At 46.6% G+C, this 20,688-nt stretch carries 19 protein-coding genes and 1 tRNA gene; 10 read left to right on the plus strand and 10 right to left on the minus strand.

All coding sequences use genetic code 11. The features are described 5' to 3' along the window. Positions 1-5: 5 nt before the first annotated feature. Positions 6-1,052: a porin gene (locus tag COW15_RS16260; RefSeq protein ID WP_293633754.1), complete on the minus strand. Its 1,047-nt coding sequence runs from the start codon at positions 1,050-1,052 to the stop codon at positions 6-8. 431 nt (positions 1,053-1,483) lie between these two features. Next, the gene (locus COW15_RS16265) at positions 1,484-2,548 is read right to left on the minus strand and encodes a porin (protein WP_293633756.1); all 1,065 of its coding nucleotides are present in this window, start codon (positions 2,546-2,548) and stop codon (positions 1,484-1,486) included. 427 nt (positions 2,549-2,975) lie between these two features. Between COW15_RS16265 and tcdA the strand changes: the two genes are divergently transcribed. Further along, entirely contained in the window at positions 2,976-3,782 is an 807-nt protein-coding gene (gene tcdA / locus COW15_RS16270; RefSeq protein WP_293633758.1) for a tRNA cyclic N6-threonylcarbamoyladenosine(37) synthase TcdA, read from the plus strand. Between the two features lie 112 nt (positions 3,783-3,894). Here tcdA and COW15_RS16275 read toward each other — a convergent pair whose 3' ends face one another. Continuing rightward, on the minus strand, positions 3,895-5,508 hold the full coding sequence (locus COW15_RS16275) for an ATP-binding protein (protein ID WP_293633760.1): 1,614 nt from the start codon (positions 5,506-5,508) through the stop codon (positions 3,895-3,897). A 169-nt stretch (positions 5,509-5,677) separates the two neighbouring features. On the opposite strand from COW15_RS16275, the gene COW15_RS16280 reads away from it, so the two are divergent. Further along, positions 5,678-6,289, plus strand: coding sequence for a superinfection exclusion B family protein (locus COW15_RS16280; protein WP_293633762.1), 612 nt, complete (start codon positions 5,678-5,680; stop codon positions 6,287-6,289). Positions 6,290-6,413: 124 nt separating this feature from the next. Here the strand turns inward: COW15_RS16280 and COW15_RS16285 are convergent, their stop codons facing one another. Then, positions 6,414-6,545, minus strand: coding sequence for a DUF3149 domain-containing protein (locus COW15_RS16285; RefSeq protein ID WP_007644900.1), 132 nt, complete (start codon positions 6,543-6,545; stop codon positions 6,414-6,416). Between the two features lie 284 nt (positions 6,546-6,829). Between COW15_RS16285 and COW15_RS16290 the strand changes: the two genes are divergently transcribed. After that, positions 6,830-8,419: a bacteriohemerythrin gene (locus COW15_RS16290; protein WP_293633764.1), complete on the plus strand. Its 1,590-nt coding sequence runs from the start codon at positions 6,830-6,832 to the stop codon at positions 8,417-8,419. Between the two features lie 147 nt (positions 8,420-8,566). Next, positions 8,567-8,653: transfer RNA gene (locus COW15_RS16295), tRNA-Leu, on the plus strand. Between the two features lie 265 nt (positions 8,654-8,918). Here the strand turns inward: COW15_RS16295 and COW15_RS16300 are convergent. The 4 genes from COW15_RS16300 to COW15_RS16315 all read right to left on the minus strand — a co-directional run bounded on the left by COW15_RS16300 (position 8,919) and on the right by COW15_RS16315 (position 11,890). After that, a complete protein-coding gene (locus tag COW15_RS16300) occupies positions 8,919-9,560 on the minus strand; it encodes a response regulator transcription factor (RefSeq protein ID WP_293633766.1) in 642 nt (213 codons plus the stop codon). Beyond that, on the minus strand, positions 9,553-10,614 hold the full coding sequence (locus COW15_RS16305; RefSeq protein ID WP_293633768.1) for a PAS domain S-box protein: 1,062 nt from the start codon (positions 10,612-10,614) through the stop codon (positions 9,553-9,555). The genes COW15_RS16300 and COW15_RS16305 overlap by 8 nt, the downstream gene beginning before the upstream one ends. 327 nt (positions 10,615-10,941) lie before the next feature. Continuing rightward, positions 10,942-11,391, minus strand: coding sequence for an Hsp20/alpha crystallin family protein (locus COW15_RS16310; RefSeq protein WP_293633770.1), 450 nt, complete (start codon positions 11,389-11,391; stop codon positions 10,942-10,944). Between the two features lie 28 nt (positions 11,392-11,419). Continuing rightward, positions 11,420-11,890 (minus strand): CBS domain-containing protein, encoded by a 471-nt coding sequence (locus COW15_RS16315; protein ID WP_293633772.1) that lies wholly within the window; start codon positions 11,888-11,890, stop codon positions 11,420-11,422. Between the two features lie 334 nt (positions 11,891-12,224). Between COW15_RS16315 and COW15_RS16320 the strand changes: the two genes are divergently transcribed. From COW15_RS16320 to napB, 5 genes are read left to right on the plus strand one after another with little or no spacing between them, the layout of a single operon-like run. Next, a complete protein-coding gene (locus COW15_RS16320) occupies positions 12,225-12,509 on the plus strand; it encodes a chaperone NapD (protein ID WP_293633774.1) in 285 nt (94 codons plus the stop codon). Continuing rightward, a complete protein-coding gene (gene napA / locus COW15_RS16325) occupies positions 12,506-14,986 on the plus strand; it encodes a nitrate reductase catalytic subunit NapA (protein ID WP_293633776.1) in 2,481 nt (826 codons plus the stop codon). Before COW15_RS16320 ends, napA begins: the two co-directional genes overlap by 4 nt. Before the next feature lie 50 nt (positions 14,987-15,036). After that, entirely contained in the window at positions 15,037-15,771 is a 735-nt protein-coding gene (gene napG, locus COW15_RS16330) for a ferredoxin-type protein NapG (protein WP_293633778.1), read from the plus strand. An 11-nt stretch (positions 15,772-15,782) separates the two neighbouring features. After that, positions 15,783-16,757: a quinol dehydrogenase ferredoxin subunit NapH gene (gene napH / locus COW15_RS16335; protein WP_293633780.1), complete on the plus strand. Its 975-nt coding sequence runs from the start codon at positions 15,783-15,785 to the stop codon at positions 16,755-16,757. Continuing rightward, positions 16,754-17,185, plus strand: a complete 432-nt coding sequence (napB, locus tag COW15_RS16340) for a nitrate reductase cytochrome c-type subunit NapB (RefSeq protein ID WP_293633782.1) — start codon at positions 16,754-16,756, stop codon at positions 17,183-17,185. The genes napH and napB overlap by 4 nt, the downstream gene beginning before the upstream one ends. 175 nt (positions 17,186-17,360) lie before the next feature. Here napB and COW15_RS16345 read toward each other — a convergent pair whose 3' ends face one another. Beyond that, a complete protein-coding gene (locus COW15_RS16345) occupies positions 17,361-17,513 on the minus strand; it encodes a hypothetical protein (RefSeq protein WP_293633784.1) in 153 nt (50 codons plus the stop codon). A gap of 94 nt (positions 17,514-17,607) precedes the next feature. On the opposite strand from COW15_RS16345, the gene COW15_RS16350 reads away from it, so the two are divergent. After that, complete coding sequence (locus tag COW15_RS16350) at positions 17,608-18,489, plus strand: LysR family transcriptional regulator (RefSeq protein ID WP_293633786.1); 882 nt, start codon at positions 17,608-17,610, stop codon at positions 18,487-18,489. Positions 18,490-18,619: 130 nt separating this feature from the next. Here COW15_RS16350 and fusA read toward each other — a convergent pair whose 3' ends face one another. Further along, positions 18,620-20,686, minus strand: coding sequence for an elongation factor G (gene fusA, locus COW15_RS16355; protein ID WP_293633788.1), 2,067 nt, complete (start codon positions 20,684-20,686; stop codon positions 18,620-18,622). Positions 20,687-20,688: the final 2 nt, after the last annotated feature.

Consider the following 20,688-nt stretch of genomic DNA (forward strand, 5'->3'; position numbering starts at 1 on the left):
GGACATTAGAAGTCGTAACGTACACCGAAAGAAACTACGTTGTCGTCTTTCAGATCAACAGTTGCGCCGCCCACATCTTTATAATCGCCTGTATACATAGCGTATTGGCCATAGACCATAGTTGATTTAGATAAACGGTAGTCAGCACCGATGTTGAAGTTTTGAACGTTGATGTCATCGGCACCCTTTACGCCACCGAGGTTTTTGTAGTAGCTACCAAAACCAGCTTCGTCAACACCGTATTCGGCCTTCAAATTTACACCGTTTAGATCATAGGCAACGTTCACGAAGTAAGTATTGCCGTCAATGTCATTGTTAACGATGTCTTCAGATTGTTGAAATAAACCGCCGACTTTAAATTGGCCGAATTTAACTTGAGCCACACCACGGTAGGCATCAACGCCTGCAATGCCTTTGTTATAGGCTACTGCAACATAGTAGTTTTGATCTTTAAAGCCTTTATCACCTAATGTCGCACTTAATGCATATAAGCTTTCAGAGGTTTTTGCAGTAGTGTCGTTATCATCGAATAGATAAGTCGCGTTCAGTGTGACTAAGCCTGCGATTTTTGGTGAGTAGTACCATACGCCGTCAGCGCTACGGGTTTGTGCACTAACTAGACGGTCGATATCGGCGTTGGTATTGCCGAATAAATCGACGTTACCTTCGGCTTGTTTAAATACGGTATCGTTACGGCCGACTAACACAGTACCTGCGTTAGTTTTTAAGCCTAAATAAGTATTACGGGCTTTGAAAACATCGCCAGTACCTGAAGTGTTTTCAACTTGGAATTCCATTTGATAGATAGCTTCGAAGCCATCGGCAATTTTTTCTGTGCCTTTAACACCTAATAGAGAAAAGTTGTTTTCTAAATAAGTGCCGCTTTCGCCCAGATCAACACCGTTAGTACCACCTTGTAGAGTCGCACCGGTTTCAGTATTGGTGACAGCAAGCTCTAAACGACCATAGAAGCTTGGGCCTTCGGCTAGCGCACCGAATGAAGCCAATGCCAGTACTGATGCAACTGATGCAGAGATGAATGTCTTTTTCATGTTTTGTGCTCCCTCGAACCTAAGTTCTTATCCATTTTTCATGGTTTTTGTGTGGTTTAAAACATTTGCTACTGAAATCGGTAACAAAGTTGCCGCCGATTTTTACAGTTTTACGACTCGCAGGCTGTGGTGCAGATCATATTTTTGGCTCTCCTTGTCCGCATTCGGGCTTTTTTAGGATATTTCCGTATATCTCGACCGCAAATTGACGTGAAAGTGGTAAAACGGCGTGTTTCACTTACTACTAAAGAGGTAGATAAGGCGCCAAGGCCCAAGTGAGTCGGCGAGGCTAACTGTAGCATATACTAATGTTGTAGCAAGTTTGCCATATAGGGGCTCAATGAGTGGGATTTGCAAAGCTGCGCATAAAAAAAAGCGGCATAAGCCGCTTTTTTATCAAAATTTATTTCGGTTTAAACTAATTAATCTATTTAAAAATCAACACGTAAACCAACAGTGAAGATATTGTCATCTAAGTCTTGCAAAGTACCATCTAACATAAGGTCACCATCAAAGCGAGTGTAATGACCATAGACCATAGTCTTAGTGCTAAGTCGATAATCGGCACCCACACTGAACTGTTGCAGGTCAACATCACTCACTTGTTCTAATCCTGCATTGTTCTGATCGCCCACATAACGACTCACATATTTACCTAAACCAGAGTCATCTTTGCCGTACATCATTTTCAATTTAAGGTCGCCAATCAGGTAGGCAGCGTTAACAAAGTAGGTGTCACCGGACAGATTAGCGAATTTATCATCCACATGTTCACTGTGCTGATATAACGCCCCTAAGATCAAATCACCAAACTTGACTTGAGCGACTCCGCGATAGGCTTCTACGTTCTCAATGCCATCATTGTATGCGGCGGCAACATAGTAGTTTTGTGTTTTAAGACTTTTATCCCCTAAAGTGGCGCTCAGGGCGTACATTTGATCTTTGCTGTAGACATCATTGCCATTGCTATCTACTTGATCATAGTTATCACTCATCAGATAAGTCGCGTTTAGGGTGATCAAGTCGGCAATTTGGGGAGAGTAGTAAGAAATGCCATCGGCCGAACGTGTTTGACCTGCAACCAACAAATCGATATCGGCATTGGTGTTACCGAAAAGATCGAAGCTACCTTCCGCCGCCTTAAAGACTGTGTCATTACGGCCGACTAACGCCGTACCCGCTACGCTTCTTACCCCGAGGAAAGTATTACGAGCATTAAAGGTTTTATTTGAGTTATCAAAGTTTTCAACACCAAACTCCATTTGGTAAATGATGTCAAAATACGGGCTTAGGGTTTCGGCCCCCCTTACACCTACCCAGGAGAAGTTGTTTTCAAGCACAGTGCCATCTTTTTGATTTTGAGTGGCATAACCCTTTTCTGAGTCGGTAATACTCAAATCGGCATGGCCATAAAACTCTGGACCGTCTGCGAGCGCAGTGAATGAGCAAAATGCGAGGCAAGAGGTGATGGCTGTCGTGAGCAGATTCTTTTTCATCTTCAGTTTCCTGTTCTTATGTCGCTGTTTTATGCGCGGTTAAACCAGGTTATCCGCAGCAAGTGGTTGAGCTTTTGTGCTGCGAAGTGTGCACAGGCTTTTGAATGAAAAGTGTGATCAAGATCAACTTCCACAAAAAGACGGTGTATTTCAACATATTGTTTTACAAAGAAAAAACAATGAAATAATGATTTTTCACTAGAATAACCCGAGTGCTATGCAGCCTATCTTCATTTATTACATTTGCGCGGTATTCGTATCGCTATGCATCTTTAGTGTGGATTTGGGAGATTGATTTCGATTTTCACGCTAAATCGTTTAGAATTCACGGCGCTTTTTAGTGTGCCCTAGTGTTTTTAGGTCCTAGCCCCAAGGTGAGTAAGAGTGGGTTTCTTTGCTGTTGTTGGTCGATATAAGGTACGCATTTATGACTGAAGCCTATCAAAATCGCTTTAGTGGAATTGGCCGTTTGTACGGGCAAAAGGCGTTAGCAAAATTTGCCCAGTCCCATGTAGTAGTGATTGGTATCGGTGGTGTAGGTACTTGGGCCACTGAAGCCTTAGCGCGTAGCGGCATAGGTCAACTGACTCTGATTGATTTAGATGATATTTGTGTCACTAATACCAATCGTCAAATCCATGCGCTGACTTCAACCATTGGTGAATCGAAAGTGGCTGTGATGGCGCAGCGGATCCGAGAGATCAACCCAGATTGTCAAGTCAATGAAATTGAAGATTTTATTACCATAGACAACCTAGGTGACTATTTGCTCGGCACCAAGGCGGGGGGCAATATTGATTATGTTGTTGACTGCATTGATGCGGTTAAACAAAAAGCAGCACTGATCGCTTGGTGCAAGCGTCAAAAAATTAAAATCGTTACCGTTGGCGGTGCGGGCGGCCAAACGGATCCCACCCAAATCCAGCTAACCGATCTTGCTAAAACCTATCAAGATCCATTGCTTGCAAAAGTTCGCAATATTCTACGCCGCGAATATAATTTTTCAAAAAATGTGCAGCGCCGTTTCGCCGTCGATGCCGTATTTTCCAGTGAACAATTAGTGTATCCCCAAGCCGACGGAACTGTGTGTAGCACTAAGGCGACGGCCGATGGCACTATGCGTATGGACTGCGCCTCAGGTTTTGGCGCTGTAACTATGGTAACGGGTACCTTTGGATTTGTAGCCGCGAGCCGCGTGCTGGCGCGATTGGCACAAATGGCCAATGAGTCTTAGCACTATCCTAAGAAGAGAGTATTGAAAGAAGAGTGTATTGACATCCACGGCCAACTGCCGTGGATGTTTGTTTTAGGGTAATCCTCAAGCGGGTACCTATGACTAAATAGTGCTAGGTCGCCAATTGCACAAACTCACAGGGTACTAAGGGAAAACGGATATTGAATTGTGCGCCACCAAGGGCCGAATCGGCTTGATAACTCATAGTGCCTTTCAATAAGGTGGCGGCATTAAAGGCTGCCGATAAACCTAACCCTGTACCGCCTTTATTCCTATTGGTGGTAAAAAAGGGTTCGAACATATGTTCCGCAACGTCGGCAGGAATTACTAATCCATTGTTTTGAATGCTTATATTGACATAATTGTCATCAATACTCGCGCTGATTTCAACGAGATTATCTTCCCTATTTTGAAATGCATGGGTGAAAGCATTGGATAAAATATTACTAACAATTTGATTAAGAAGACTAATATTTGTTTTAATTTCCAGAGAAGGTTCCGCTAAGATATGTGTTTTGGCATTGATATTGGGGTACATGATCAAAGTCGATTCTAAAATCTCATTTAACTGTTCCTTTAGATTGATGCATTGATGTTCTTCGTGGCTGCGATCGATAGCAATCGTTTTGAATTTTTGGATTAAGCCGCTGGCTTTAGTGATATTGCGGACGATAAGCTCACAGCTTTCCTGATACTCATCCAAAATAGCATTGATCTCATCGAGTGTGGCTTGGTCGCTATGAATAAGCTCTATCAGTTCTTCGATATGGCTTAACTGAGTGCTCGCAGCCGTCAAACATATGCCGATTGGTGTGTTAATTTCATGGGCAACCCCAGAGACTAACCCGCCCAAGGCCGCCATTTTTTCTTGCTCGACTAATACCTGCTGGGCACGCTTCAATGCCGTGAGAGACTGTTCTAATTCCAGAGTCCTTTCTTTGACTTGCCGTGCTAACTCTTCTTTATAACTGCGCTCCAACTTGAGTAAGCGTTCCCTGTCTTCTAAGGCAGTTTGTAACTCAGATTTAGAATTTTTAAGATCATCAAAAGAGCTACGCAGCTGGTGTTGCATGCTGTTGATGGCATCGGCCACCTGTTTAAACTCATCGGCCTTTTCTTTACGCTCAAATTGGAGTGGTTGATAGTCAGTGTCAAGATTAATGCGTTTACAATAATTACTGAGTGTATCCAAGTGCTTAGTGATGTTATACCAGACCAAGAAGAGGATAAACCCAGCAACTAAGAAGGTTTTTATACCATTGGATAGCAAGATCAGCATCGCCTTATCGTACAGGCGTTGATAAATCGCATCCATATCGGCCTGCACTTCTAGCGTACCCACGTTAATGCTTTCTGTTGGGGATTTATAGACTAAGGGAAAGCGCTTATCGAGTGCGTGATCCTGCTTTAATTGACCCGAATTCCAAGATTGGCCACTGTCGTCTTTTATTGAAATGTAATTAATATCAGGTAGTTGAATCAAACCATTCAGTTGAGTATTGATTAGCCTCTCGTCTATCACCCAAATACTCGCCGCCAGCACATCGAGGTTGGCCTTTTCGATATTCGAAAAAACTCGATCGATACGGCTAACGTCACCGCGGTAATCATTCACCAGTTGATAAGCCGTAGTCATTAACGTGATTAATGAGCTAAAGAGGATAATAGACAAGGTGAGATGTCTGCCTATGGGACTTTTAATAAATTGGCTAAAGAATGTCAGCATCTTAAATTTTCTATACACAATAGCGGCTTGAGATGCCTATAAGCATAGACTCCATGACTCAAATTGTGCATTTTCTCAATATGAAATATCCCAAAAGTCTTAATTAAGTTGTGGCACTAAATTTGCTTACTCATCAACAGGTTCAATTTTTTGTCACTAGGATAACACTATGTTTAAACTCAAGCTGGATTCAGTTAAGTTTTTTAGCCCTAAGAAAATGATGTTTAGAATCATGCTCTGGCTAATGGTGAGCTGTGCTGTCTTATTATCGCTTCCATCCAATGCGTTAGCTATTCTGGCCCTCGATAAATTTGTGCCGGAACACGCCCACTTTATCGGCCTAGGTCTGATTATTGCTATCGCGTATTTCCTCAGCCAATTGTTAAATCTGGGCTTAGACGAATCGATCCGTCACTTGAGTGATAAGCGTATCACAGAGACCATTGAAGCCAAAGTTAACCTTCTTGACCGTGCGGAACGGGCGTTACTGCGTGAATTCTTTTTACAGGGCGCCACCATTTTGACTCTGCCGCAAAATGAACCCGCGGTGAAGAGCTTACTCAATGCTTGTATTTTGGAACACCTTGGCAATGAGCGTCATTACGCAATTCAAGGCCCTACAGCCGATTACAAAATTGCGATGAAGGCACGTATATATCTCAATCGTGATGTTTTACGTTTGCCAGCGGGTGAGCCAAGCCAAGAAGAAATGCAGCATCTTATTAAGGCGCGTCCACAGTTTTTGAATGGATTAGTACAGAACCGTAAACATGCAGCTTAGTCAAAAAATTGGTTAAGCAATTAATATAGTTTGTAAAATTTAAATATAAAAAATGGGGGTATCTAGACCCCCATAATAATGTGCAATTTTTACAAAGAACAGAATAAACAAATGGAAGCAAAAACTACGGCTGTTGTGCCGACTTCACAATAAACATCCAAGTGATATATGAGACTATCCCTATTGTGCTAAAGATAACGATCATTGAGAGTAAACCTATAGGGTTACCAAACATTAAATCTAACCAAAATGCCATGATTGAAATCCTCTTTCCTGTGAAGTCCCCTCTAAACTAGCTGCCTTCAGGGATGGAAATACTGATCCTGATCAATAAAAATTCGACGCTACCAAACAAAATTGCAACTCCCGCTTAACTATGTGACGAGTGTCAAATTTAGGGTCTAGTGAATTTAGGGGGAGTTCAAGGAATTTAACTTTGTTCCGTATTGAGTTAGCAGCTAGGATTACATATCAATCGCAATATGATTCTAAGATCTGTGCCTATGCTTAAGCCCGTGCACATGTTTGAAGGAGCCCCAAATGGCCAATACCCGAATACAAAAGGGAACGATGGGATACAGTTCCATTTTTGCACCACTGATATTACTGGCTTATCCTCTTTACTGTTTAGTTATCAGCCAAGATATTGTTGCCCTCCTGTGCTTGCTCGTGCTGGCTGTTATTCTAATTGTTAACATCAATAAACTCATCCACAGCCTAGGTTTACTCGAACATGCCGCCCGCCATTTAGGTGATGGCGACTTAAGCTATCAGCTAGATGAAAAAGAGGCGGGGGTGTTTATTAGTGTCGTGCATAGCATTAATAGAATGGGAGAAGACGTGAGTCGCACCATTTTATCGCTGGTAGACACCTGCGAATGGATGAAAAAGGTCGCTTCCGATATCAAACAGATCAGTGAACAAGCCAAACAGGGTGTGCTAGAGCAGGAACGTCAGACTGAACTTGCCGCAACGGCAATGACGCAGATGGTTTCAACGGTACAAGAAGTGTCACAAAATGCGCTAAGCACAGCAAAAGCGGCCGATATAGCACAAAGCTCAGCAAAACACGGCGATCGGATAATGGGTACTATCGTCCATAAAATCAAAGATATGACCCAACAAATTCACCAAACTAAAAACGTTATTGAACACCTAGCGGCCGATAGCAATAACATCAGTAGCATCATAGAAACCATCTCCCAAGTCGCCGAACAAACTAATCTACTCGCCTTGAATGCGGCGATAGAGAGTGCTAGAGCCGGTGAACATGGCCGTGGATTTGCGGTTGTCGCAGATGAAGTCCGTAATCTCGCCAAACGGACATCCGAAGCCACAATCGAAATCCAACAACAAATTGCCGCCTTGCAGAAGGGTGCCAACCAAGGCGTTGAAGTGATGCTAAAAAATGTCACAATTGCCGATGAAACCGCACTCATGGTTGGGCAAGCCCACACCGCCCTCGGTGATATAGTCACCCAGGTCGAAGCCATTACCGATATGTCCCATCAAATTGCCACAGCCTCAGAGCAACAACATGCGGTAGCAGAGGAAATTAACAAAAATATCAGTGTAATGGCCGAGTTAGCGTTAAAAAATGCCCATCATACCAACGACACTAATCTATCGAGTCTGAAGATTTATAATATGTCGCAGGAGATTGGTTCCCTCTTACATCGATTCCATGTAGATGCCCACTTATTTAACTCCAGCCAAGCACAGAGCAAACTCTTTGTAAAATGGGGACCCGAGCTTGATATCGGCATGCCTGAAATTAACCGTCAGCACCTGCGTTTAGTCTCACTGATTAACGAACTACATCGCACCCTAAGTGAAGCCTATGGTCTTGAGGCGATAAAACGCATAGTTCAAGGGCTGGTGGATTACACCGCAAACCATTTTTCCTATGAGGAAGAGTTATTTGCTCGTTTCGGTTATCCCCAAACCGCGAGTCATAAAGAGAAGCACGGGCAACTTGTCGGTCAAGTGCTTGATTTCCAGAAGCGGGTTGGCCGAGGAGAAGATGTTGCCGATGAACTGATGGCCTTCTTGAAGTCCTGGCTGGTTAACCATATTCAGAAAAGCGATAAGGAATACACGCAGTTTTTGCTTTCCCATGGCGCGGAGTAAATTCAAGAGTCTGATTTTTGAGCGGTTAAATATAATTTGCATACATGTCACCCTAAAAGAGCTTGCCATTGTCACGGGCAAAGGTATAATTCCCAGCACTTAGAGCCAGCCAGTTGTTTTTGTTGAATCTAAGTGCAATTTAGCAATGCCAGTGTGGTGAAATCGGTAGACACAGCGGATTCAAAATCCGCCGCCCTTAAAAGCGTGCCAGTTCGAGTCTGGCCACTGGTACCATCTCTTTAAGAGATACAAACCGACCTTAGCGTCGGTTTTTTTGTCTCTAAAATAATCCCCCTATCTGCTCATGCTGACGCAATTCAGCTTATAAAAACATTCCAATAGAAATACTAGCTAATCTGCTTCATACATTACTGCGGCATAGATAATTGAATGTAAATATAGGAGCAAAATGGCAGCGAGAATATAGGGTCATTTCCTATCCAGAACAACATCTGCTAAATAGTGGACTAATGTCGGGGTCTGGCTTGCCATTCGGGGATCATATTTCCATCACCCAGGCCATGGCGTGTCGGATCAGACTGTTGTTGTCGGCGATGCAGAGTTTTTCCTTAATATGTTCCTTGTGGGAGTCTACCGTCTTAGTGCTCAGATGTAGCTCTACGGCGATCCGCTTAGTGGCATAACCCTGTCCCAGCATCATGTAAACTTCCATCTCGCGATCCGACAGTCTAGATTCACAGGGGGAGTTCACGTCGCTTTGCCCCTGCAATTGACTGCGAAGCAACTGCTCAGCCATCACAGTGCTGAGATACAACTTCCCCTTCAGTACTTGGCGGATGGCGGGCACAATATTGGTGACAGCTTCAGCCTTGTTGATGTAGCCGTTAGCGCCGGCCCTGATCACCCGTTCGGCAAACAGGTTTTCTTCATACATGGAAATCACTAGGATGGGTGTGTGGATGTCCTGGGCGCGGACACTTTTGATCAGTTGCAGACCACAGCCTTCCCCCAAGTTGAGATCCACCACCAGCACATCGGGTTTAAGCTCATGCACCAAGCGCTGCGCTTCAGACACAGATTCTGCTTCACCGCATAATTGCAGATCCGCCTCTACCTCTATCAGTGAAGCCATACCGCGGCGATAAACCGGGTGATCATCGATCAGCAATATTCTATTCATACCCTTGTCCTGTGTTGTCACTGTGCTGTGGCTTAGTATAGAGGCACTGGATGTGGGTGCCTCGATTGACGGCGGACTCAATGTTCAATCTGGCGCCTATCATATGGGCACGGAAGTGGATATTGCGTAATCCTTGACCATTTTTGATCAATCGGCCATCGCGGATCGTTAACGTCGGTGACAGACCCTTGCCATCGTCTTGGATATCCAGACAGAGATGTTCGGCCGTTTGCTCGAGCCGCAGTTCTATGAGGCTAGCCTCGGCATGTTTCAAGGCGTTATACACAGCTTCACGGGCGATCCTATACAACTGAACCTCTACACCATAATCCCCCACGGCCCACTTCCCGTTGGATATCATCCGCACTTGCGTTTCACCATAACCGTCGCATGTGTCGATAAAGCGCCTAAGCGCCACGTCTAGCCCTTGTTCCTCCAGGTCCACCGTGGCCAACTCGTTGATCACATTTCTAATACTTCTCACATTCTGCTGTAATGCTTCGCTCAAATTCAGCAATGGCTGCCATAGGACATGACCGTCTTTTTGCAACTGATTGGCCAATCCTCGCGCCAACATGGCTTGCCCTGTGAGATTTTGACCAAGATCGTCGTGCAGTTCGCGGCTGATACGATTGCGCTCTATCTCGCAGGATTGCAGGGCTTCCCTTTCCAATAGCACCTGTTCGGACATGTCGCGGATAATGCCGACAAACCGAGGAAAGCCCTCGACCCTACTGACCAACAGGTTAATGGGAAACAGGCTGCCGCCTTTGCGTCTCGCCAGCAATTCCCGATTGATACCTATGACTCTAGCTTCGTTTGTCTGCAGATAGCGGTCAATATAGCCATCATGCTCTTTGGCGTATGGCTCAGGCATCAACAGCGAGATATTCTGCCCGATTAACTCCTGTGGTTTGTAGTCGAACAAGCTCTGAAGCGCCGAGTTGACATGCAGAACTGTGCCTCGATAGTCAATAATAACAATAACATCGGCCGCAGCCTGTAAAATGGCCCGCAATTCCTCGCTGTTTTCCTCCAGCAGAGTCTGATTCATATCACCAACCATGCTGTGCCCTTCGAAACCCAAGGTTAGTATAGAGAGTTAGTAATTATAGAAGATCCGATGGCATAAGCATTGACGTTAACGACTTATCCGGCATTATCTGCACTAAATAGCGGTGCTGAATTGCCAAGTTGGCCGTAGGTGGTTAGATGGCAAGGTAATCGGGGGGACGGTGAGGGGAATAACCCCTAGCCAAACATCAATCCGGCGCTCAAGGGGGTGAAACTGCTTTGTCATACCTAGTGGCATAACGTCTTATCCATCAATAAGATGCCATGCTTTAAGCATGGCATCTTAGGATTAATAACCACAAAAGCCTCAATTGATGCTAATGGTTTTAACTTCTTTTTTCATACCAGGTATTTTGTTCAGATGGACCTGTAACAGACCATCCTTACATTCGGCCTTGATATGACCTTGGTCGACATAATCGGGTAAACGGAAACTGCGCAGGAAACTACCGTAGCCTCTTTCGAGGCGCACATAGTTGTCACCCTTGTCTTCTTTTTCATGCTTGCGCTCGCCGCGAATAACGAGTGCACCGTCATCAATTTCAACGCTCAGATCCTTGCGTTCCATGCCGGGTACATCCATTTTCACTAGGATTTCCTGCTCGTTTTCCAACACATCCATGGAGGGGCTCCAACGTACTTCCATAGGAAATGCCGAGCCGCCATTGAACAAACTGTCATAGAAGGAGCCCATATCATTGAAGGGGTCCCAGCGGGACAATTGACTACCAGTACCGAGAGTGGGAAACAGGTTCATAATCTTTCTCCTATATAGGGTTAAGGGATCAGGCGATGGGTGAAGCCTTCGCCAGAGTTCTGTGGGTACAAACGGACGCTAAGGTATCGGCCACCTCATTGGCTTTGATGATCTTACCGCTGTCGGCCTTGTAAGCCCGAGCTATATCATTAAGGGATAGGATACCGACCTGCCGCTGTTTGCTATCTAACACAGGAAGGCGTCTCAACTGCTTGGATTGCATTAGTTCTTCTGCTACTGAGAGTTCGTCGTTGATGCCGATACTGACCAAAGACTGAGACATGGCTTCATTGACCAAGATGTCCCGTAAAGGTCGCCCCTGAATGAATCCCGCCATGGCGATATCACGGTCGGTAACCATACCTATGACTTGCAACTCATTGTTAAGAACGGGTAATGCACCACAATCGGCCTCCCACATGATTTTTGCGGCTTGCAGAAGAGATTCCTCAGCCTTGATGCATCTGACATCGGGTGTCATACAGGATTGGACTTTCATACTCGTCCTCCTTTTTGTTAATCCTGATACATCATAGCCCTAGCAAGCTAAGACGAAATTCGGAGAACCCCCTGTTTTCGACTAGGGAATTTCCCTATTAGCACACGGGTCAGTAGGTAATCTTGGTTCTGCATCAAAGAAATTAGCTGCTTAAATTTCAAACTGAGAGTTAGATCACGCGTAAAACTTTGATCAGGATCGACTATCCCTTTCAATACCTCTTCGGAGGTATACCCACAATTTTTATCAGGTCTAGACTCGCTTGTATCTGCACTCGGCTGCCCCACTTTTTATCTCCAGCAACTGAGTGAACACCACTTAAAGGTCACCCGCTATGAGTCAGGAATACCATGTTACCAGCCTTGTGGTACATGCAGCCCCCAATGCCTTACAACAGGTTGAGACCGATATTGCCGCATTAAAGGGTTGCGATATCCACGCCATTTCCCCAGAAGGTAAGTTGGTCATCACCCTCGAAGGGAATAGCCAAAAAGCCATTCTCGACAATGTTGAAGCCATCAATGCCCTGTCCGGCGTGTTATCCGCCAGTTTGATTTACCACCAAGTAGAACCCCTAGAACAAGAACTGTTAGAAAAAGAGAGTGAGGAAACACTATGAGCATTAGCCGCCGCGAGTTTCTCAAGGCTAACGCAGCGGTTGCCGCTGCCACGGCCGTTGGCGTCACGCTTCCCGTGAAGATGGTCGAAGCCGCCGAGTCAGATAATATTAAGTGGGATAAAGCTCCCTGCCGTTTTTGCGGTGTGGGTTGTAGCGTATTAGTCGGTACCAAAGCGGGTAAAGTCGTTGCCACTAAGGGCGATCCCGAAAGCCCTGTTAACCGTGGTTTGAACTGTATTAAGGGTTACTTCCTGTCGAAAATCATGTATGGCAAGGACAGATTAACCGCACCGCTGCTGCGGATGAAAGACGGCAAATACCACAAAGAAGGCGAGTTTACCCCAGTAAGCTGGGATGTCGCCTTCGATACTATGGCCGCTCAATGGAAACACAGCATCGCCACTAAGGGCCCAACCTCAGTCGGTATGTTTGGCTCGGGCCAATGGACCATCTGGGAAGGTTATGCCGCCTCTAAATTACATAAGGCCGGATTCTTAACCAACAATATCGACCCTAACGCCCGCCACTGTATGGCATCGGCCGTAGGTGGCTTTATGCGTACCTTCGGTATCGACGAGCCGATGGGTTGTTACGATGACTTAGAAGCCGCCGATCACTTTGTGCTCTGGGGTGCCAATATGGCCGAGATGCACCCGATCCTGTGGGCACGTTTATCCGACCGCCGCTTAAGCCACAAAGACTGCCGCGTACATGTGCTATCCACCTTCGAGAACCGCAGTTTCGACTTAGCAGACAACCCTATGGTGTTCCGTCCACAGTCAGACTTAGTGATCCTCAACTTTATCGCTAACTACATCATCCAACACAAAGCCGTGAATACCGATTTTGTGACTAAACATACTAAGTTTGCCCTCGGTGTGGATGATATCGGTTATGGTCTGCGTCCAGATCATCCGTTAGAGAAGAAAGCCAAAAACCCAGGCAATGGTAAGTCTAGCCCTATCAGCTTCGAAGAATATGCTAAGTTTGTCAGCACTTATACGCTGGAATATGCGGCGAAAATGAGTGGTGTCGAACCCGAAAAATTAGAAACCTTAGCTAAGGCCTATGCCGATCCTAAGGTCAAAGTCATGAGTCTGTGGACCATGGGGATCAACCAGCACGTTCGTGGGGTGTGGGCAAACAACATGCTCTACAACATCCACTTACTCACAGGCAAAATCGCCACCCCAGGTAACAGCCCATTCTCATTAACGGGTCAACCTTCGGCCTGTGGTACTGCCCGTGAAGTCGGCACCTTCGCCCACCGCTTACCCGCAGATATGGAAGTGGCCAACGATAAACACCGCGCCATCACAGAAAAAGTGTGGCAGGTACCAGAGGGCACCATTCCGCCAAAACCCGGCTTCCATGCCGTGCTGCAAAGCCGCATGCTCAAAGACGGTAAACTCAACTGCTATTGGACCATGTGTACCAACAATATGCAGGCGGGTCCGAATATCAACGATGAAATTTACCCCGGTTTCCGTAACCCAGAAAACTTTATCGTGGTATCCGATCCATACCCAACCGTCACCGCCATGGCCGCCGACTTAATTCTGCCCACCGCCATGTGGGTTGAGAAAGAAGGTGCCTACGGTAACGCCGAGCGCCGCACCCATATGTGGCATCAACAGGTCAAAGCGCCAGAAGGGGCTAAATCGGATCTGTGGCAATTAGTCGAGTTCTCAAAACGCTTTAAAGTGTCTGAAGTGTGGCCCGCTGAGCTTATCGCCAAGCAACCTGAATACGCTGACAAAACGCTTTATGAAGTGCTGTTTGCCAACGGCGTCATCAACAAGTTCCCAACCACAGATTGTAAGGGTGACTTAAACGATGAAAGCGCGCACTTTGGCTTCTATCTACAGAAAGGCATCTTCGAAGAATACGCCGCCTTCGGTCGCGGCCATGGCCATGACTTAGCCGACTTTGACCGTTACCACGAAACCCGCGGCCTACGCTGGCCAGTAGTTGAGGGCAAAGAAACCCTGCGCCGCTTCGTTGAAGGTAGCGATCCCTATGTGAAGGCGGGTGAAGGCTACAAGTTCTACGGCAAACCCGATGGCAAAGCGGTGATTTTCGCCCTGCCCTACGAGCCTGCAGCAGAAGAGCCAAATGAAGAATACGATCTGTGGATGTCTACCGGCCGTGTGCTCGAACATTGGCATACAGGTTCGATGACCGCCCGTGTACCTGAGCTATACCGCGCCTATCCCGATGCTCAAATCTTTATGCATCCTGAAGACGCTAAGGCCCGTGGTCTGCAACGTGGAGATGAAGTGATAGTGGCATCTCCCCGTGGTGAGGTCAAAACCCGTGTCGAAACCAAAGGCCGTAACAAACCGCCACGCGGCGTCGCGTTTATGCCCTTCTTCGATGCGCGTCAGTTAGTCAACAAGTTGATTCTGGATGCGACCGATCCACTGTCAAAAGAAACTGACTTTAAGAAGTGTCCCGTAAAAGTGATGAAGGCCTAAGCCTCATTTGATAGCGATAAGCGTATTTGAAAGCGATTAAGGAGTCTAAGGTGAGTCAGCAAGTTAAGCGTCCATTCACAGTCAAGCAAGTCAACCGTCGCCAGTTTTTGGCAACGACGGCTAAGGCTGGCTGCGTGATGGGGCTCGTGGGATTAGGCTTGACGGCCACGGCAAAAAGCCAAGGCCAACTCGCCCCCCAAGCTTGCAGACCGCCGGGCGCCCTTGAAGAAAGCGATTTTCTCTCCGCCTGTGTGCGTTGCGGTTTGTGTGTCGAAGCTTGTCCCTACGACACTCTATCACTGGCACGCTGGTTTGATGGCGCCGCCACTGGCACGCCATTCTTTACCGCAAGACGCATTCCATGCGAAATGTGTGAGGATATTCCCTGCATCAAAGCCTGCCCTTCGGGCGCGCTTGACCCTCAACTTGAGCAAATTAGCGATGCTAAGATGGGTGTTGCGGTACTGATAGATGAGAAAAACTGCCTAAACTTTAAGGGATTACGTTGTGACGTCTGTTATCGGGTTTGTCCGTTAATCGACAATGCCATCACCTTAGAACGCCAACGCAATCAACATAGCGATCACCACGCCATGTTTTTACCCACAGTCAACAGCGATACCTGTACGGGTTGCGGTAAATGCGAGCATGCCTGCGTGCTCGACACGGCCGCGATTAAGGTGTTACCTACCGCTCTGGCGCTCGGTAAAGCGGCGGCGCATGACACTTATATCAACACCGAGGAAACCACCTTAGAGATGTTGAATAAGGGGCTGATGTTATGAGCAATCAGTTTATGAGTACAAAAACAGTGAACTCAAAAGCAAAATCCCAAATGCAGGGTGAACATGCCGCAGCCATAGCAGAACTCGGATGGTTTGGCGCACACAAATATTTGCTGCTACGCCGCGCGGTGCAATTAGGGCTTTTAGGCCTATTTGCACTGGGGCCACTTTTGGGAGTTTGGCTATTTAAGGGTAATTTATCGGCCAGTTTACTGCTCGATACCATTCCCTTTGCCGACCCACTGGTGAGCTTACAAATGCTGGCAAGCGGGCATATTCCCGAGCTTAACCTACTGATAGGTGCCGCCTTGGTCATACTGTTTTATGCCCTCGCCGGTGGCAGGGTGTTTTGTAGCTGGGTGTGTCCAGTCAATCTGGTTACCGACACCGCAAGCTGGCTCAGACGTAAATTGAACCTTCCTCGCACCAGCGAGTTACCGCGTAATTTACGTTATTACCTGCTGGCACTCGTGTTGTTATTGCCACTGCTCACGGGCAACTTGATTTGGGAATGGGTTAACCCTGTGCCCTTAGTCTATCGCGCCGTACTATTTGGCAGTCTCAGTGGTTTATGGATCTTAGCGGCAATATTTCTGCTGGATCTGTTTATCGCCGAGCGTGCTTGGTGTGGTCACTTGTGTCCAACAGGCGCCCTGTTCGGTTTAATCGGCAAATGGAGCCCCATCAAGATCGTTGCCAGTAAGGCCAGTGTCTGTGATAACTGCATGGACTGCTTTGCCGTCTGCCCCGAACGCCAGGTATTAAAACCCGCATTAAAGGGGCCAAACCCGGTGATATCAAACCCTGACTGCACCCAATGCGGCCGCTGTATCGATGTCTGCGCACAACGCGTATTTCGCTATCAAACTCGTTTTACTGCCACTCAGGCGCAACTTAGTACAAGCGATTCGACCGATTGTCAGTCGCCATCAACCACTTCACCAATTCGTCAACACATTGCCCCCAAGGCGGAGAAGGACCAATGAAAAAAATACTCACCTTAGCTGCGATTGTATTAGCCATCGGCGGCTGCTCAGGCCAACAAGCAGACACTCAAGCCACACCCGTAAACATTAAATCCCTTGCCGGCGATAGCACGGTAACGGATATTCGCCCCGCCGATGCAATGCCCGTCTACCCAAGCCGCGGCAAGGCGTTAGAGCGCAGCTTTACCGATCAACCACCGCTCATTCCCCATAAGGATGATTACAAAATCACCTTAGATAAGAATGGCTGTTTAACATGCCATAGCTGGGATAAAGCCCCACGCATGAAAGCCACTCCAGTGGCGAAATCCCACGTTATCGACGATAAAGGCACGCTCAATGGCCATAACTATTTCTGTACTCAGTGCCACGTTGCACAGGCAGAAAACAAGGCGCCTCTAGTCGATAATAAGTTCTCAACGCAATAAAACTGCACTCCCCTACCCACAAAAGCCACTGCTCGCCCAATGGCTTTTGACTTTCTAACCCCTCGGGAAAATGAGGTTTTAGAATTAAATGCCGGGAAGGTCTGGAAATCAAAAAGCTAAAATACGATCAGGAAAGAGCCAAAAGCGCGAAGAATGCAGAAAGTAAAAACCCAGCCTAGGCTGGGTTTACTTGTTGTTTTGCTTTATGCAAATCACCCGCCGGAGCCGTTAATCTGGTTCGCGTTGCCTTTGCTGTTTGCACATTCTTTGTTTCAGGTATAGCCGCCTGCCACAAAGCACCAACCCATAAACTTGATGTTGACTTCATTGGTAAATCTCCTGTTCTGTTAACAAGCTCAAAGTAATACTTAGGCCATCATCAGTAAAATGAATTAACGCCATACAATGGATTCCATTTGAGCATGAACATTCCAATCAAGACCTTGCAATGCTTTCTGATCTTAGTCGAAACGGAAAACTTCACCCGCGCCGCTCAAAAATGCTTTATCACTCAGCCGACACTCAGCAAGATCATCCAAAGGCTTGAGGAAAGCCTGGGAGAAACCCTACTGATCCGTAACAATCAAAAGGTGGAGCTAACCCAAGCGGGACAGCTATTTGAACACAGTGCCCGGGAAATCCTCGGTCAATGGCATAGATTGCAGGAGGATATGAGTAATTTAAGCGGCCTAAAATCGGGGCGGCTTAGACTGGGGGTATGCCCTATGATGAGCAGCTTAATTATTGGATTGCTGACGAGCTATCGTAAGCGTTATCCGGGAGTTGAAGTGCAAATGTATGAATACGGCGGCTTTGGCTGTGAGCAGGCGCTGCTGAATAACAGTTTAGATATCGCCTTTACCGCACTGCCAACCACCCATGAGACTGAGCTAGTCAACCAGCCGCTGACAAAATATCCCCTCTTAGCTTGCTTGCCCGATAGTCACCCGCTTGCCACTAAGTCGCATCTCAGCTGGCAGGATTTTGAACCCTATCCCTTTATTCTCTATAACGAGGACTTCTCCCTCGCCAAGTTAATCAATCGCCTGAGTCGTAAGGCTGGAGTGCAACTCAATATCGCCTTTCGCAGTGGCCAATGGGACTTTCTTGCGGCTATGGTCGAAGCCGATATGGGACTCGCTATATTACCCGAACCTATTTGCCAAAAACTCAGCAACAGCAAGCTTATCTTTAGACCAATGCAACCGGCGCTGACTTGGGATTTAGCCTTAATTTGGCGGCAGAACTTACCTTTAACTCCCGCAGCAAATGCTCTGCTGGAATTGAGCAAACAGAAAGCGTAAATGGTGAACTCTTGGACCGTCAACCGTCAACCGTCAACCGTCAACCGTCAACCAAAGTATTCCCCCATAAAAAAACCGCTGTTAGCCTAGGGGCCGACAGCGGTTTTTATTAGCTAAGGTAAGTTAAGAATTACTTCTTAGCTTCAGCAGCTTTACGTTCTTTAACTTGAGCAACTACTTTTTCAGATACGCTGTTTGGACATGGTGTGTAGTGTGAGAACTCCATAGAGAACTGACCACGACCAGAAGTCATTGTACGTAGTGAACCGATGTAACCGAACATTTCTGATAACGGTACGTCAGCCTTGATACGAACACCAGTCACGCCTGCGATTTGGTCTTTGATCATGCCGCGACGACGGTTTAAGTCACCGATCACGTCACCCACGTTGTCTTCTGGGCTGAACACGTCAACTTTCATGATTGGCTCAAGAAGTTGTGGCTTAGCTTTAGCGATAGACTGACGGAATGCCGCTTTAGCAGCGATTTCGAACGCGATGGCTGATGAGTCAACTGCGTGGTATGCACCGTCAGTTAATTCGAACTCTACGTCTAGCACTGGGAAGCCAGCGATAGTACCAGTGTTCATCATGCTCGCGAAACCTTTCTCAACTGCAGGCCAGAATTCCTTAGGAACGCTACCACCTACAACTGAAGATTTGAATACGAAACCTGTATTTGGCTCACCTGGGCGGATGATATATTCAATCTTACCGAATTGACCAGAACCACCAGATTGTTTCTTGTGGGTGTATTGGTCTTCAACCATTTGAGTAATGGTTTCACGGTAGGCCACTTGTGGCTCACCTACGATCAGCTCAACACCGTAAGTACGCTTCAGGATGTCTACTTTAATATCTAAGTGAAGTTCACCCATACCTTTAAGGATGGTTTCACCTGAGTCTTCGTCAGTTTCTACGCGGAATGATGGATCTTCAGCGATCATCTTACCGATAGCGATACCCATTTTCTCAGAACCGCCTTTATCTTTTGGCGCAACTGCGATAGAGATTACTGGCTCTGGGAACACCATGGCTTCTAATGTACATGGGTGCTTAACATCACACAGAGTGTGACCAGTTTGCACGTTCTTCATGCCCACGATAGCGATAATGTCGCCAGCTTGAGCAGATTCAATTTCGATACGGTCATCAGCGTACATTTCACACATACGGCCGATACGCTCAGTCTTACCAGTCGCGCTGTTCAGGATGGTGTCACCCTTCTTCAGTTGACCTGAGTAGAGACGAACGAAGGTCAGGGCGCCGAAACGGTCGTCCATGATCTTGAATGCTAATGCTTTTAATGGCTCATCGGCAGAAACGATAGCGAATTCGCCAGTTTCATTACCTTCTTCGTCAGTCAAAGGTTGTGGATCAACTTCATCTGGTGCTGGTAAATAATCAACAACAGCATCCAGAACCAGTTGCATACCTTTGTTCTTGAAAGCAGAACCACAGTATGTTGGGAAGAATGCCATAGTACGAGTACCCGCACGGATACAACGCTTCAGGTCTTCCATAGATGGCTCTTCACCTTCCATGTAAGCTTCCATGATTGCGTCGTCCTGCTCAACAGCAGTCTCGATCAGCATTTCACGGTATTCTTCAACTTGGTCAACCATGTCAGCAGGAACGTCTGTTACTGTGTAGTTTTCTGGTAAACCAGAATCATCCCACACGTAAGCTTTACGAGTTAACAGGTCAACAACACCCGTAAATTCGTCTTCGATACCGATTGGCAGAACCATAACCAGTGGGTTAGCCGCTAATACGTCTTTAGTTTGCTTAACAACACGTAGGAAGTCAGCACCCATACGGTCTAACTTGTTTACGAAGATGATACGAGCAACTTCAGATTCGTTCGCATAGCGCCAGTTAGTTTCTGATTGAGGCTCAACACCACCAGAACCACAGAATACACCGATACCGCCATCAAGCACTTTCAGAGAACGATAAACTTCAACGGTGAAGTCAACGTGCCCAGGGGTGTCAATAACGTTGAAACGGTGATCTTTCCAGAAGCAACTTACGGCAGCAGATTGAATAGTAATACCGCGCTCAGCTTCCTGTACCATGAAGTCAGTAGTAGATTCACCATCGTGAACTTCGCCGATTTTATGGATTTTACCGGTTAGCTTAAGGATACGCTCGGTGGTCGTGGTTTTACCCGCGTCAACGTGAGCGAAGATACCAATGT

This window comes from Shewanella sp. CG12_big_fil_rev_8_21_14_0_65_47_15 (assembly GCF_002783505.1).
GTDB lineage: Bacteria > Pseudomonadota > Gammaproteobacteria > Enterobacterales > Shewanellaceae > Shewanella.